This window comes from Achromobacter sp. CF-sbj1-Ac2-l (assembly GCF_052698165.1).
In genome coordinates, this window is the sequence record NZ_CP199855.1 from 873,027 (window position 1) to 888,585 (window position 15,559).

Annotated in this window: 5 protein-coding genes; 3 read left to right on the forward strand and 2 right to left on the reverse strand. The window is 67.9% G+C overall.

Annotated features, from left to right (window positions below):
- Window positions 1–45 precede the first annotated feature (45 nt).
- From ACUDCK_RS04080 to ACUDCK_RS04090, 3 genes are read left to right on the forward strand one after another with little or no spacing between them, the layout of a single operon-like run.
- Entirely contained in the window at window positions 46–12,249 is a 12,204-nt protein-coding gene (locus ACUDCK_RS04080) for a hypothetical protein (RefSeq protein WP_175168157.1), read from the forward strand.
- 10 nt (window positions 12,250–12,259) lie between these two features.
- Complete coding sequence (locus tag ACUDCK_RS04085; protein ID WP_175168158.1) at window positions 12,260–13,306, forward strand: hypothetical protein; 1,047 nt, start codon at window positions 12,260–12,262, stop codon at window positions 13,304–13,306.
- 10 nt (window positions 13,307–13,316) lie between these two features.
- Window positions 13,317–14,624, forward strand: a complete 1,308-nt coding sequence (locus ACUDCK_RS04090; RefSeq protein ID WP_175168159.1) for a hypothetical protein — start codon at window positions 13,317–13,319, stop codon at window positions 14,622–14,624.
- 36 nt (window positions 14,625–14,660) lie between these two features.
- On the opposite strand, the gene ACUDCK_RS04095 is transcribed toward ACUDCK_RS04090, so the two are convergent.
- Both ACUDCK_RS04095 and ACUDCK_RS04100 read right to left on the reverse strand, forming a co-directional pair.
- Window positions 14,661–15,092 (reverse strand): RidA family protein, encoded by a 432-nt coding sequence (locus ACUDCK_RS04095; RefSeq protein WP_054501888.1) that lies wholly within the window; start codon window positions 15,090–15,092, stop codon window positions 14,661–14,663.
- A 109-nt stretch (window positions 15,093–15,201) separates the two neighbouring features.
- Window positions 15,202–15,489, reverse strand: a complete 288-nt coding sequence (locus ACUDCK_RS04100) for a hypothetical protein (protein WP_054501887.1) — start codon at window positions 15,487–15,489, stop codon at window positions 15,202–15,204.
- Window positions 15,490–15,559 lie beyond the last annotated feature (70 nt).

Consider the following 15,559-nt stretch of genomic DNA (forward strand, 5'->3'; position numbering starts at 1 on the left):
GTGACAGGCCCGGGATTTTGATTCTCCTTTTGTGAAACCACCGCCATGAAAAATCGATTCAGGACGCTCTCCACCTTTGCCAAAGACGGCCGCATTCCGCTGAACTTCAAGCTCTCCGACGTCAAGGCCATGGCGATCGTCGGTGTCGACGTGGTCGCGCTGATGAAGGATGGCAGCCGAGTGCTGTTGCCCGGCCTGGCAGTGAAGATCCTGGAGCGCCCCTCGCCCGAATTGCAGTTCGATGACCAATCGCTGTCGGGTGCGGAGCTGTTCTCCAAGGTGGATATCGACAGCACCGCGCTCAAGGACGCCGCCGAGGCGCTGCAGGTGCCGATCTCCGAACCCACGACGCAAGAGACGCTCGGCTTCGCCGAGGAGGCGGCGGCCGTGCCGTCGGACAGCGCGCAGGGCGCGCCCAAGGAGGATGGCAAAGGCACGGGGGAACCCTTGGCCTGGTACCAGGAGTACGGCTGGATGTTCGGCGTGGTCGGCCTCGTTGGCCTGGCGCTGGGGCTGTCCAGCCAGAAGGGCAAGAGCAAGGGCAAGGAAGAAGACAGGCCGGCCGCGCCGGCGCCCGCGCCAGACGCCGGGGAGCAGCCGGAGGCTGGCGGGAGCACGCCGTCGCCGACGCCGGACCCTGACGGCGACACGCCGGCAAAGCCGGCCGTCACGGTCACGGGGGGCATCGCGGCCGGGGTGTTCAACCATGCGCAGACGCTGTCGATTTCGCTGTACGACGGCCAGGGGCAGTCGCTGGGCGAGGGCGACCTGGTGCTGGGACCCGGCGGCCAGGTGCTGTCCTACCGCGCCGAACTGCCGTCCGACTATGTCGGCCTGGTGCGCGTGGTGGTGTCCGACAAGGCGCGCGACGGCCAGGGCTATATCGATGAATATCGCCAGGCCTTGGCGCTGGCCCAGGGGATGACGGCGGAGCAGGCGGCGCAATTCGCCGCGACGGATTTCCCCACGCTGAGCGCAATCGGCTACCGCGCCGAGGGGCAGACCGAACTGTCGATCTCGGTGACGCCGCTGACCGAACTCGTCACGCGCCTGGTGGGCGCGCCGGCCGATCCCTCCGCGCCGCTGGACGGGGTGTCGGCCGAGCAGGTCAACGCGATGGCGGCCGCGGTGACCAAGCTCATGTCGCAGTTCACCAGCGATGCGCAGCTCGTCGACATCCTGGGGCCGGTGGTGGCCATCAATGCCGACACGTTCGCGCAGGCGTCGGTCGCGGCGCAGGCTTATGGCAAGGTGCTGGCGGCCCTGGCCGGCATGGATTCGGTGTCGGGCGCGCTGGGCAACACCCTGCAGCTCCTGGCCGGCGGCCTGGCGCCGGATGCCGATGGCGCCTTGCGGATCGCGCCGACGATCGAGGGCGCGGTCCTGCTGGCGGCCATGCAGGAAGCCAATGTGCTGCTCGGCAGGCTGGTCGATCCCGCCCTGTTCGATACCTTCACGTTGCCGCAGATGCCCTGGGCGTCCGTGGCGGCGACGTTCACGGACGCGGAGGCGTCGCCCCTCCCCGCGCTCGATGCGCTGGGCAAGGATGCGCAGCCGTCGGTGACGGTGTCATGGACCGGCAGCGCCGACCGCATCAGCGCCGGCCAGCGCGTCGAGCTGCATCTGCTCGATGGCCGCACCATCCTGTCGCGCGTGTTGACGGCGGAGGACGTGGCCGCCGGCAGCGTGGTGCTGCGGGCCGGGGACTACGGCGAGAACACATTGGGCGAGGACGGCGCCAAGCGCTTGTTCGCGGCAATCGTCGACGACCAGGGCGAGTTGATCGCCGGATCCGACCTGCGGACCTATGGGTTGGTCAGCGTGGAGGTCGATGAGATCACCGGCCTGAGCGCCGATACCGGCGTTTCGCCCAGCGACTTCATCACCAATCAGCCGGTGCAGGCCGTGTCCGGCCACTATCTCGGCACGTTGGGGCCCAACACCCATATCGAGGTGTCGGCCGATGGCGGCAAGACCTGGGTGGAGGCCGAGGCGACGCCCGCCGCTGATGGCGCGAGCGGCGGCACCTGGGTCTCCGGCTTCCTGCGGCTGGACGGCGAAGGCGAGGACGCGCGGCTGCTGACGCGTGTGGCGGTGTCTGGTGTCGACGGCGAGCAGCCGTTGACGCTGCCCGGCGCCTCGCATGCATTCGTGCTGGACGTCACGCCGCCGGACGCCCGCGTGGCTTCCATCGACAGCATCAGCACGCCGTTCGCGGGCGCGGTGCTGCCGGGCGGCTTCCTGTTCACGCAGCCGGCGCAGACAATCCGCGGCAAGGTGCTTGGCACGGTGACCAGTGACGACCGGATCATGGTGTCGATCGACGGCGGCGCCACGTGGACCGTGGGCGAGCTGTCGGCCGACGGCGCGTCATGGAGCGTCGCGGTGGGATTCTCCAGGTACGGCGCGGGCGACATCCTGGCGCGCATCAGCGACGTGGCCGGCAACACGACGGAAACCGTGTCGCACCCGTACCAGTACACCGAGCCCACGCTGGTCGGCATACAGCCGACCCAGGCCGCGCAGATCGTCATGGTGGCCGACGACGTCGGCGATCCATCCACCGATCCCTACGATTTCGTGGGCGCGCTCAGTTCCAACATGAGCACCGACGATCGGCGGCCTTCCTTCAGCGGCACGCTCAGCGCGGCGCTGGAAGGCGACCAGGTGCTGGTGCTGGCCGATAGCCTGAACGGCGGGGCCGAACGCTTGCTGGGTTACGCCAACGTGGCGCCGGCCGGCGAGGGGCAATTGCCGCAATGGTCCTTCACGCCGGTGTCGGACATGGCGTTTGGCAGCCATCACGTCGTGGTCAAGGTGTTCTCGCCGGGCCTGGATGCGTACGCGCCGGTCTATCCCGAGGGCGTCGATGCCGATGCGCCGGACGCAACGTCCAACTGGGGCTCCTGGGACGTCAACGTGCAGTCGCTGTCGTTCGACGGCGTGATCGTTCCGGGCGTGACCGAAGTCAACCTGTTGGAGACCACGAGTCCCGTGACGGACTACACCCAGCCTATCCTGACGGGCGCGCTGGGCAGCCTGCCCGCGCCAGGCGAGTACGTGGCCATCTACGACGCCCTCAATGGCGGCGCGCCGACACTGGTGGGCAAGGCGGACGTCACGCCTGCCAGCGAAGGCTCGGGAGCGACGTGGCGCTACGAATTCCCCGCTGACAGCGAACTGAGGGATGGCGTCCACCGGCTGCGCGCCGTGGTCGAGCGCGCCGGGCCGGAGGATGGGGCGCCACAGGCCCTGCTCAGCGCGGCTCCGCCTGCCGTCATCGTAAGCACCGAGCTGCCCGAGCAGCAGGTGGTGATCGACCAGGTCATGGATGACGTGGGCGTCTACACGGGCCTGATCGTCAGCGGCGCTTCCACCGACGACACGCAACCTTCGCTGTCCGGGACGCTGTCAGGCCCGTTGCTCGCGGGGCAACGCCTGCAAGTCCGCGTGGAGGACGTCAACAATCCCGGCCGGTCCTTCTCCTACCAGCCGCAGATTGATGAAACGGGCCTGGCCTGGTCGCTGCGGATCGATCCCCCGCTGGCCGAGGGCAACTATCGCCTGATGGCGGGCGTGGTGAATGGCGGCGACGCCATGGGACCGCGGCATGCCGAATTCGATCTGCGGATCAACAGCCTGACCTTCAGCGAGCTGGATGACGCCGCCGGCCCCATCAGGGGCAATGTGTTCGACGGCGACGGTCCGTTCCTGACCGACGACCATGCGCCGGTGCTGCGCGGCCAACTGGGCACCGCGCTGGGAGAGGGCGAGGCGTTGCAGATCGTGGCGGCGCAAGCAGGGAAGGAGACGGTGCTGGGCCAAGCTTCGCTGATCGAGCGCCCGCAGGGCGGATTCACCTGGCAACTGGAGCTGGGCGCGTCGCAAGGCGGCGCGGGTGAGTTGCCGGAAGGGCATTCCACCTTGTCGGTGCGAGTGGTGGACACGGCCAGCGGGCAGATTCGTCTGGCGGTGGACCGGGAAATTGACTTCGATGATGGCACGCCCACGGGGGTCGTCAACATCACTGAGGTTCGTGACCAGATTCCGGGCAACAGCGGCTTCGTCGGCGCGCTGGCTCCCGGTCAGAGCACCGATGATCGCCGGCCGCTGATCTCGGGCGTGCTGCTGGACGGGAATACGCTGCCGGCATCGCGCGCGGTGCAGATCGTAGATTCCGTGAGACAGCCCGATGGCAGGGTGGTCGAGAACGTACTGGGCCTGGCCACGCTCAATGCCGACGCCGCCGACGGCAGTTGGCGCTTCACGCCGCCCGGAGGCCTGGAACTGGGTGACCATACGTTCTCGGCCCGGATCGTCAACCGGGCCAACGGGCAATTGGGACCGGTGGGCCAGACATTCACCGCCAGGGAAAGCCAACTGACCATCAACGCGGTCCAGGACAGTGTCGGTGCGCTGCAGGGCAATCTGCTGGATGCGAAGCTGTTTGCCCAGCCGCCCTTCACCGACGACGTGCGCCCGCAGTTGTCGGGCAGGCTGGGCATGCCGCTGGGGCCGAATGAGCGCGTCGCGGTCTATGATTCGGTCGATGGCACCGCTGCGGTCCTGCTGGGCGTGGCGACCGTGGCGGACACCACCTGGAGCTTCCAGCCAACCGCGGGTTTGAGCAACGGCGCGCACGGGTTCCAGGTCAGGGTGGAGCGGATCGTCGCAGGTGCAAGGCCTCAGGTCCTGCTGTCGGATTCGACGGTTCCCATCACGATCGACGCCGTCGCCCAGCCGGTGACGGCGGTGGTGCTGACGGTGAACGTAACCGATCGCGTGGGCGCCGATGGCTCGCAGGTGGGGCCGGTCGGCTTTCGCGCCAGCACCGACGACCGGAGGCCGGTCGTCAGCGGCACTCTGAGCGAGGCGGTGGGGGCGAGCCAGCAAGTGCAGGTGTTCCTGTCGCGCGAGGACGGCGCCATGCGCCGCCTGGGCGCGGCAACCCTGAACGGCGTCAACTGGACCTACACCCTGACCGAAGCATTGCCGGATGGGCTCGCGACGCTTCACGCGCGAGTGGTGGCGGTCAATTCGGGGCTGACCAGCAATACGCTGGCGACCTCGGTGAACGTGAACAGCATCCAGGTGTCCGAAGTGGTCGAACCGACCACGGGCGTCAATGTGCTGGGCCGGGATGGCCATGGCACCGCCGACAACCAAGTGACGCTGCGTGGCCAGCTCGGGGCGCCGCTGCTGCTGCCGTCGGAGCGGGTGACGATCTACGTGAAGGGCGAGGGCGCCGCGCTGTTCACGCCGGTTGGCGTGGCGAAGTTCGAGGCGAACGGCACCGACTGGACTTTCAGCCTGCCGCAAAGCAATGGCGCGCCGCGAGTCTGGCAGGAGGGACGCTACGAGGTGTCGGCGCGTATCGAGGATGCCTCCACGCGCGCGGTGCGGGCGGTGACGAAGGTGGGCTTCACGGTCGACACCCAGGTTCCCCAGGAACACGCGGAAATCGTCGGCTACGAAGACCACGCCGGGCCGCTGCAGGCCCTGTTGACGCAGGCGGGCGTCAGCACCGATGACACTCGCGGCATCGTGCGCGGCAAGCTCGACAAACCGATCAACGCCGATACCCGCCGCGTGGTGTTGTATGACCGTATCGACGGTCAGATGGTGCGGCTGGGAGAAGCCTTGGCCACGGACACCGAGTGGACTTTCCAGAACCGGGAACCGCTTGGGGCTGGTGTCCATACGTTCCTGGCGCGAGTCGAGAATATCGTATTGGGCAAGGAGGGCGATGCCTCGTCGGAATTCACCATCCATGTGCAACAGGTAACCCTGGACTCCATCGCGGATCCGGCGCACCTGGACCAGAACATCCTGCTGCCCGGGGTCGATGGCGCCTCGAAACAGGGGAAGTTCGTTTTTGGCGGTCACCTGGGCGCGCCGCTGGGAGAGGGCGAAGTCCTCAAGCTGGTTATCGACGATGTGCCTCGCGATGGCCATGTCACGTTCGATCAGGCCAGCCTGACGTGGTCGGGCACGCTGGCCGATGACGAAGTCCTCGGGGATGGCGCCCATGTCATCGCGGTCCAGGTCACGGACCATGACGGCGCCGAACTGCGGGCGGTGTCGGCATCGCATACGGTCTACATCGACGGTGGCGCGCCCACCGAGACCGCGACGATCAGCCAGGCCCGCGACATATACGGGGCGGGATCCTCATTCACGGGCGCCAACGCCACCGGGGTGCCGTCCGACGACGCGCTGCCACAGCTCAAGGGCAGTGTTTCCGCGCGGCTGGCCGGGGGGCTGAGCGTGGCGGTGTACGGCCGCTTGCCCGGGCAGGCCGATCAGGTCCTCCTGGGCTATGCCACCGTGGATGCGAATGCCGAATGGACGTTCCAGGTCGACCGGGAGCTTCCCTTTGGCGACACGGTATTCAATGCCCGCGTGGTCAACCGGGCGGATCCTCAGGCCCTGCAAGGCCCGCTTTCGTCGGACTTCGTCGTGCACCAGCAGTCCGTGAGCATCACGGCGCTGATCGATGACCAGGGGGATGTCCGCGGAGATCTGTTCGCGCTTGAATCCCTCGGGGCAAACGGACGCCCGGTCCTCATGCGCACCGACGACGCGCGTCCGACCTTGAAGGGCCATCTGGCCCAGCCGCTCGGCAGTGGCGAGGTGCTGGCGATCTTCCGAGGCAGCAACAGGCTCGGCGAGGCCCAGATGGACGCCGACGGAGTGTCGTGGTCCTTCACGCCGCAGGCGGACGTGGAGGCGGGCAGCCAGCGCTTCAGCGCCGTGCTGCTGACGTCCGACGGGGTGTCGCGCATGTCGGCGCAAACCCCGGAAATCACGGTGTCGACGCTGCGGCCGGGTCATGCGGTGGCCATCACGTCGGTGCTGGATTCGAACAATCTGCTGGGTACGTGGGACCGGACCGCGCGCGGGCAGGAGGTGCCGCGGCGCGAGGTGGTGACGACGGCGGTGCTCGACGATACGCGTCCGCGCTTGTCGGGCACTTTGGGGCAGGCGCTGAACGCCTTCGAGGTGCTGCGGGTCTACGCCGAGCATGACGGTGTTGTCCAACTGCTGGGCACGGCCAATACCGACGGCCTGACCTGGTCGTTGCGGCCGCCGGTATCGCTGCCGGCCGGCGCAAGCCATATTTACGCGGCCATCGAGAACAGAGGGGATAGCTTCGGCGCGGTGCGGTCGGATACGGTCGATGTCAACGTGCTGTCGCTCTCGCCGATATCGGTGCAGGACCTGTCGGCGCAGGGCGCTGTCGAAACGCTGCGTCCGATCCTGCGGGCCAGGGTGAATACGGATAGAACGCAGGGACTGTCGGTGCGCGTGCTGGTCGATGGTGACGCGGCAGGCGAGGCGTCCGTCGGCGCGGACGGCGCGTGGACGTTCCAACTGCGCGCGGACCTGGCGACGGGCATGCACCGGGTCGAATACGTGTTGCTCGATGGCGGCGTGCCGGTCGAGGCGGTACGGAGCCTGGCGCCCGTTAATGTCATGGTGAGCGGCGCCGACGCGCCCGCGTTCGGCGTCACCTTGACGACAGGCGCCGAGCCCATCTTCACCGACCGCGGCTTGACGATGCTGACCGGCACCACCACCGAGGCGGTGACGCCGGGCATGGGCGTCATGGTGTCCATCGACGGCAAGGACGTGGGGTTGGCCGGGTTCGATGCCTCGGGTACCAATTGGTCCTACACGCTGTGGGCGCAGTCGCCGGGCGCCCACCAGGTGGCTGTCAGACCGGTCAATCTGGCGACGCTGGCGCCGGCCCCGGACAGCGAGGCGCGGACCACCGTCTACCAGAATGCGATCACGATCGACGCGCCTGACAACGCGCAGCTCCTGGCGGACGGCGGACTGGTGGCGTTGATCGGCAGCGGCGACCTGATGTTGTCCGGCCACCTGGCGAGCGAGTTGCCGGCCGGGACCACGCTGCAGGTACGGCGCGATGGCGTGGCATTGGGAAGCGCGACGCTGGAAGGCAAGAAATGGAGCTATGCGCTGACGTCTTCCGATCAGTTGGCGGGGGATCATCAGTACAGCGTGGTGGCGCTGCCAGCGGGCGTGGATGCCGGGGATGCCAGCGTGGCGCCCGCGTTGTCGGCGCAGACGGCGTTGACGCTGGTGGCGGCCGGAAGCGGGCCGAGTCCGGATCTGTTCGCGTCGATCACGGGGCTGATCGACGGCCAGCGGCCGGGCCAGTTGAGCGCCAATTCCACCATCGAGGGCCAGATCGCGACATTGCGCGGCACCGTCAGCACCGCTTTGGGTGGACAGGATCAGATCGTGGTCTACGGACAACCGCAGGACGGCGAGCGGCAGCGGCTGGGCGTGGCCCGGATGTTGACCGACACGACCTGGGAGTTCCGGATAGGCGAGGCCCTGCCGTCGGGCTCCTACACGCTGAGCGCGATTCCCGAGAACCGGTTGACGGGGATCGGCAACGACATCGCCGCGGCGATAGCCAATTTCCAGGTCCAGCATCTCACCATCACCGAGCTGAACGACCAGACGGGGGCCTTGCAGGGCAACCTGCTGGATCAAGATCCAGGCTCGCGCCTGACCGACGAGGCCACTCCGCTCATCAAAGGCACATTGAGCGCGCCGCTGGCCGAGTTCGGGCAACGCCTGCGCGTGTCGGATACCTTCAATGGCGCCACCTCCGAGCTGGGCCAGGCCGTGATCGACAGGGCCGACCCGCTGAAATGGTCCTTCCGGCCGGATGCGCCGCTGCTGGACGGCCGGCACGTCCTGTCGGTGGAAGTGGTGGGGGCCACCACCGCCATTGCCGAGACCGGGGACAGCGTGTCCTTCCGCAAGGACAGCAGCACGCCCGCCCAGACCGTGTCGATCGTGACCGTGCGCGACGATGACGGCCCGGTCGTGGGCAATGTGCCGATGGGTGGGGACATCGACTTCCGGCGTCCGCTGGTTTCCGGCAGGCTCAGCGCGGCGTTGTCGAACGCGCAGGTGTTGCGCCTCTGGCAGGATGACGGCCAGGGCAACGTCAGTTACCTGGGTGAGGCCACGGTCACCGGAACCAATTGGCAATGGCGCAGCGACGTGGACATGGCGCTCGGCACCGTCAATCTGTTCGCGACAGTGGACAACGCGGCGCGGGCGGGTACCACCTATACCGCGCAGGATAGCGCGATCCATGGCAGGCCTTCGCCCACCTTCAGCTTCCACCTGCAAGGGCTGGAGGGCATCGAGGTCAAGGACGCCAAGGGCGTCGTGGTGGGGCAGAACACCAGCGAGCGGCAGTTCACGATCAGCGGAGCGCTGGCCGCGCCGCTGGCCGATGGCGAGTACGTGGAAGTCCGCGACGGCGCCCAGCTCCTGGGACGCGCCAGTGTTCAAGAGCAGCAGTGGCATTTCGACATCGAGGTGCCGCTGGGCAATGGCCAGCACGACTTCAAGATCTCGATCGGCGGCGCCGGCAACAGCCCCACGACGCCGTTGGTGTTCGAGACGCTGGCCGTCAACGTGCATGACGCCGCGCCGGACCCCTTGCAGGCGGGGTTGATCGAGGCCGTGATCGTCCTGCCGACCGGGCAGGTGCTGTCGGCCGGCAGCCGTTTCGACACGCTTGCGGCGCAAAGTGTCCGACCTGGCCAGAGCCTGGATGGCAAGCGGGTCGGGATCTTCGGCACGCTGGCGCGGGAGCCGCGCGCCGGCGACCTGGTGCAGGTCTTCGACAACGACGTGCTGCTGGGCGCAGCCGCGGTTGTCGGCACGCGCTGGCGTTTCAACGCGCCGCCCTTGTCCGAGGGCGAACACACGTTCTCGCTGCGCATCAACGAGCAGCCGGTGCCCGCGCCGGATCCGGTCCATGCCGCTGCCTATCCGGTCGTGGTGCTGGGTGACGACGCCATCCGCATCGATGCGCTCGCCAGCCGCGTGGATCCGGCGCAAGCCTTGAACGGATCGTTGTCTCACGGGCTGGGACGGGACGAGGTCCTGGGCGTGTACCGCACGCTGAACGGCGAAACCGTGCGGCTGGGCGATGCCACGGTACAGGGCGCCGCGGACAAGGACGGCCGCTTCGCGTGGTCGTTCACCCCTGCCGCGGGCATGGGGCTGGGCGTGGGCGCACAGACCCTGACCGTGCAGGTCGAGGGGCCGACGCATACGCGCGTTGCCGCGGCGCAGGCGCTGCCCGTGCTCATCGACGAGGCTGCCATTGCGACAGCGGCGACGATATTGTCCGTGTCGACGCCCCAAGCCAGCGGATTGTCCGGCGTGGAGTCTGGCGCGACGATCGCCAGCGCCGCGCTGGTGGTGAGCGGGGCGCTGGACCGCGGTCTGCTGGGCAGCGAGCGGGTCGTCCTGTATGACGGCGATACCCGGATGGGCTACGCCAGCGTCCATGCCAATGGCCGCAACTGGACCTACGTGTCGCCAGGGCTGAACAATGGCTCGCACACGTTGACCGTGGCGGTGGAGAACGAACCGGGCGTCAAGGGGGCAACCTCGCAGCCGTTCGCGTTGACCATCGCCGCCCCTGCGCCGGGCCAGGTCGTCACGCCGGTCAGCGTTCAGAACGGCGACGCGGCGCTGGGCAGCGCGGTGCAGCTCGATACCGGCGGGTTCTCGGTATTCGCGTGGAATATGGGGAGTGCGCAGGCGACCAATATCAACAACATCTGGGCGACTTCCACGGTCAATCCCGCTGGCCAGGGGCAGTTGCCGGAGCTTAACTTCAGGGGGTACAACAGCGCGCTGCTGCCGGGTGTGCCGTATGCCACCATCGCCAACTACGTTGGCAGCGGCTGGTTCCACGTCAGCCCCGAACAGGCCGGCATCTGGACATTCCGATCGCCGGTGGTGGACGATTTCGAGATCGTCAGCGTTGATGGCGACCGGGTGATGGTCGGCCGCGAGTATCTGCGAAATGGCATCCAAGGCGACGTCAGCCTGGATGCGGGCTGGCACTACCTGCGGGTCGATACCGGCAACACCGGCGGGGTGGGGTCTTGGGTGATGCAATGGCGCCGCCCAGGCGAATCCGAGTTCAGCGTGATCCGCGACGTGCAAACCGGTCCGACCGAGCAGGGCGTGGCCCTGGGGGCGAAGGACACGGCGCACCACGTGAAGCTGGACTATACGTTGAGCGCGCCCCTGGGCAAGGGCGAGACGTTGCAGGTGGTGGACTTGACGGCGCATCGAACGGCAGAGGGGCTGCGCGTGCAGTTCTGGAACCTGCCCCAAGATGCCAACCGCAGCTTCCCGGACGCATTGGCGTTGACCGCGACCGTGGCGCCGGTGGTGTCCCGCATGGCCGACAACCTGCCCTACGATTGGCGGCACGCGTTCGACAGCGGCGTGACCATGTCCGACGCTTCGCTGATCGGGCGGGCGACGGGTTGGTTCCATGTCGCGCAGGCGGAGGCCGGCACCTGGCTGATCCGCAGCACGACCCGGGACGATCAGGTTCAGCTCAAAATCGACGGCTACACCCTGCTGTCGCCCGACAGGGGAATGCCCCACGGGCAGTATGCCTCCCTGCACCTGGAGGCGGGATGGCACTACCTGGATTCCACGCTGTTCCAGCAGGGGGTCCTGAGAGATGACTGGCATGTCAGCGTCATCAAGCCTGGAGAGACCGCCTTCGCGCCGCTGACCGGATTCGCGCAGTTCGAGTCCGCCGTGTTGGGCAACGCGGTCAACGAGGCCGGGGACCCCACCGCCTTCTCCTTCCAGGCCCAGGTCGACGATGGCCAGAGTCATACCTTGTTGGCGACCGTGACCCCGGCCGGCGCGGACGGGCCGCTGTCCGACCCGATGACGCATGGCGAGCCCGGCATGGTGTTCCTGGCCAATGGCGCCTTCGGCATCGTTGACAAGAAAGTCGAGGTCACGGGCGACGGGCAGTTGGTCGATTTCGCGCGCAGCCACGGCACGATCAACGCGGTGGATCTGGACGCCGACAAGGCGGCCCATGAGCAGGGCAACACCCTGGTCATGGACTCTACCGATGTGCGGCTGATGTCGGATGTCGGGTCGGCCATGTCCCTGAGCAACGACGGCTTGTTGAACGGCGCGTTCCGCCAGTTGGTGGTACAGGGAGGCGAGCACGATGTGCTGCAGTTCGGCCAACTGGGTGGCGCGCGGTTCTGGACGGAAAGCGGCCAGATCAAAGGGAACGACGGAGCCGATTACACGGTGTTCACCGAATCCTCACTGGCGCTGCAGGTGATCGTGGACACCCACGTCGCGCTTGCGCTGGACAGCGCGCTGCATTCCAGCGCCCATCCGGTCATCTGAGAGGGTTGTGATGCAAAGTCAATCTTCGTCAAACATCAACTATTGGCCGGGCTTCGTGGACGCCTTCTCCAACCTGGTGCTGGCGCTGGTCTTCGTGATCGTGATCCTGGCCATGTCGCTGGGGATGTTCAGCGGCATCATGGCCAAGATGGCGATCCAGCGGGCGCTGGTCGAGCAGCGCCTGGATGAATCGCGGGCGGCCTCGGCCTCGCTGGCGGGGGATGGCACGGGCGGAGCGTCGGCGGGCGGCAAGGATCCCGCCGCGCGGGCTGTCGCGCAGCCGCAGGCGCGCGACGGGGGCGATCAGGCGCAGGACGCACATGCGGAGGAGGCGATGGATGCCTCCGATAGCGCCGACGATGTAAAGGCGCAGGCCTCGCCGCCCGCGCAGCCGGCATCGGCGCCGCCTGGCAACGACCCGCGGCCTGAACAGACGGCGGAGGCAGGCGGTGACGCGCCGGGCATACCGGCCGCCGTTCACGCGGAGCCCGCTTCCAGCGCCGATGTCAGGGCCGTGTCCGGTGGGCGCGAAGGCGCGGCGCGGGACGATGCCTCCCCCAGGCGGGAGGCGCAGGCAAGCGCTGCCGCCGCCAGGGAGGAGGAAGCCCTGGAGCATGCCACCTTGCGCCGCGAGAACGATGCCCTGCGGCAGGAACTGGCTGCCTTGCGCAAGAAGCAGGCCGCGCTGGAGCATGGCGCGGGCGGCAACGCGGCGGGTCGCAACGAGGCGGGAGCGGGCAAACAGAAGCCGGTCGACAAGTTCGGGCCGACGATGCCGCAGGAAGACCGCCGTTTCCGCCAGCAGATCGAGGACGACCTGCAACGCACGCTCAAGGAGTTCGAGGCGCGGCGCGACAGCGGCGCCAGCATCGACGTGGTGATCTATGTGCCGAATTACGCGCTTACCGAAAACAAGCGCACGGCTTTGTTCTATCTCATTTCTATCAAGGACTATTTGATGAAGCGGAAAGTGGCGCCCGGGCAGATCCGGATGCACATGACCCCGGCGCCCGCCGGGCAGAAAGACATGACGGTCTCCATGTCCGTCGAGCCTTGAGGAGCCGATCATGATTCGTTTCCGATCGATACGCTGGCAAGTGGCGAAGGTGCTGTCGCCGCTGATCTGCGCGGCGGTGGCGTCAGCCATCTGGCCGGACCTGATCAAGCTGGCGCTGGGATCAGGCCATGCCATCACCTTCGTGATCCTGACGGGTATCGCGGTGGGCACCCTGCTCATCGTCAACCAGAGCCTGCGGATCAACACGCGATGGGATGCCCTGAGGCGATTCATCGCCGAGGTCGAGGGCCAGGGCAAGGACTGGCGCACGCTGCCTTATGTCAAGACCACCCTGGGCAAGGTGCTGCTGCGCCAGGAAACGCTGGCGCTGGGGCAGGAGGCCCTGGAAAAGGACGTACAGGACCTGCGGGTGCGCGTCTATCAGGCCCAGATATTGCCGGATTTCCTGGTCGGCCTGATGGTGGCGCTGGGCCTGGTCGGCACGTTCATCGGCCTGATCTATACGCTGGGCGATGTCGGCGGGATGCTGGCGGAACTCAACACGAACTCCGTCGATGGGTCCCAGGTCGAGCAGGTCTTCGGGCGCCTGGTGGCGCAGTTGCAGAGTCCGCTGACCGCCATGGGCACGGCCTTCGCGGCATCGCTCTTCGGCCTGGTGGGCTCGATCCTGCTGGGCCTGATGATGGTGCTGCTGCGGGGGCAGATCGAGGATTACATCCGCGCCGTCCGCAAGTTCATGCTGGAGTGCCTGGACGTTCGCAACCAGCGCCTGAGCATCATGCCTGGCGACGTGGTGAACGAGCAGATGCTGGCGCGCCAGGTGCACCACCTGGGCGAACTGGTCGAGCGGCTGGCGCAGCGCCAGGCCGAGACGCTGCAGTCGCACGAGGCCTTGCAGCGGCAATTGGCGCAGGCGCGCGAACGCGACGAGCGTGTGCAGGCGCAGATCGAGGCGCGCTTCGAGCAGATCGGCGACTGGCAAGACGCGGCGATCGCGCAGGTGAACACCGTCAAGGCGCGCTCGGACTCGATCGACGAGGCGCTGACGCTGCTGATCGAGCGCGGTGGCGCCGTGGTCGGCGCGGTACGGGCGTTGGCGGATGCGTCAACCGAGGAGTCGGCCGAGCTGCGCCGCGCCGCCGGCGTGCTGGCGGAGCTGGGCGACGTCCAGAAGGCGCAGAGCCAGGTGCTGGATCAATGCGCGCAGGGGCTGGCCCAGGCGCCGCGGATACTGGAAACGCTGCAGGCCTGGAATCAGGCGGTGAATGCGCACCAGGATGCGCGCCTGCAGGGGTTCGAGACGCAGTTGCAGATGATCCGGGCGTTGCTGGAGCGCAGCCCGGTCGGCGGCGCCTGATTGCCGGCGCGTCCACGCCGCCTGGGGCGGCGTGGATCAGAGCGGCAGCAGCGCCGTTGCCTCGATTTCCACCAGCATGCCATCCAACGCCAGCCGCGGCACCGGGATCAGGGTGCAGGCAGGCGCCAGGTGCACGCCCCAGCGTGACTTGATCTCGTTTGAGAAGAGCGCCAGGCGCTCCTGGCTGTGGTCGACCACCAGCACGGTCAGCTTGGCGACGTCGAACAGGGTGGCGCCAGCCGCCTGCAGGGCGGTCTGGACGTTGTCCAGCGCCTGGCGCACCTGGGCCAGGAAGTCGGGCGACAGCTCGCCCCGGGTGTTTTCGCCGCCCTGGCCGGCGGCGAACACCAGCCGGGCGGGCGTGTCGGCCACGGCGACGTGCGAGTAGCCATTGGGGCGGGGGTCGTACAGGCCGGGCGGGTTGATGAAGGCGAGCGAGGACAGGGCTGGGGTGATGCGGGACGACATGCGAAGGCTCCGTGGACAAGCGTATTGACGAAGCCGCAGTATCAAACCTCAACCGTGGTTGAGGTCAAGGCGGCGGCCACCGCCATCACTTGTCGGCCGGGCCGACGGATCAGGACAGGGTGCGCGGCGGCATCGCCGACAGGTCGGCCAGGCTCAGGCCGCAGCCCCGGGCGCGCTCGGCCAGGGTGGCGCTTTGTTCCAGCGCCCGCTTGCTTTCGAGCAGCAGCACGTCGAGCTGTTCGTCCAGCGATGACGCCATGGCCCAGGCCCGCTCGGTGAATTCGACGGAGAAGGCGTCGACACAGGCCTTGCAGATGGCCGTGCCGTTCCGTTCCAGCAGCGGGGCGCCTTGCGCCAGCGTCGAGAGGCAAAAATGACAGGCGAGGGCGCGGCTCATGCGGGGGGGGCTCGTGGTCGGGGGAAGGCCGGCCGCAGGGGGAGCGGGGCCTGACCTTCTGGACAACGGC

What these genes read in the sequence shown, in the direction of transcription:
- ACUDCK_RS04085 (WP_175168158.1), top strand. Translation starts at nt 12,260, where the DNA reads ATGCAAAGTCAATCTTCGTCAAACATCAACTATTGGCCGGGCTTCGTG.
- ACUDCK_RS04090 (WP_175168159.1), top strand. Translation starts at nt 13,317, where the DNA reads ATGATTCGTTTCCGATCGATACGCTGGCAAGTGGCGAAGGTGCTGTCG.
- ACUDCK_RS04100 (WP_054501887.1), bottom strand. Translation starts at nt 15,489, where the DNA reads ATGAGCCGCGCCCTCGCCTGTCATTTTTGCCTCTCGACGCTGGCGCAA.
- ACUDCK_RS04095 (WP_054501888.1), bottom strand. Translation starts at nt 15,092, where the DNA reads ATGTCGTCCCGCATCACCCCAGCCCTGTCCTCGCTCGCCTTCATCAAC.
- ACUDCK_RS04080 (WP_175168157.1), top strand. Translation starts at nt 46, where the DNA reads ATGAAAAATCGATTCAGGACGCTCTCCACCTTTGCCAAAGACGGCCGC.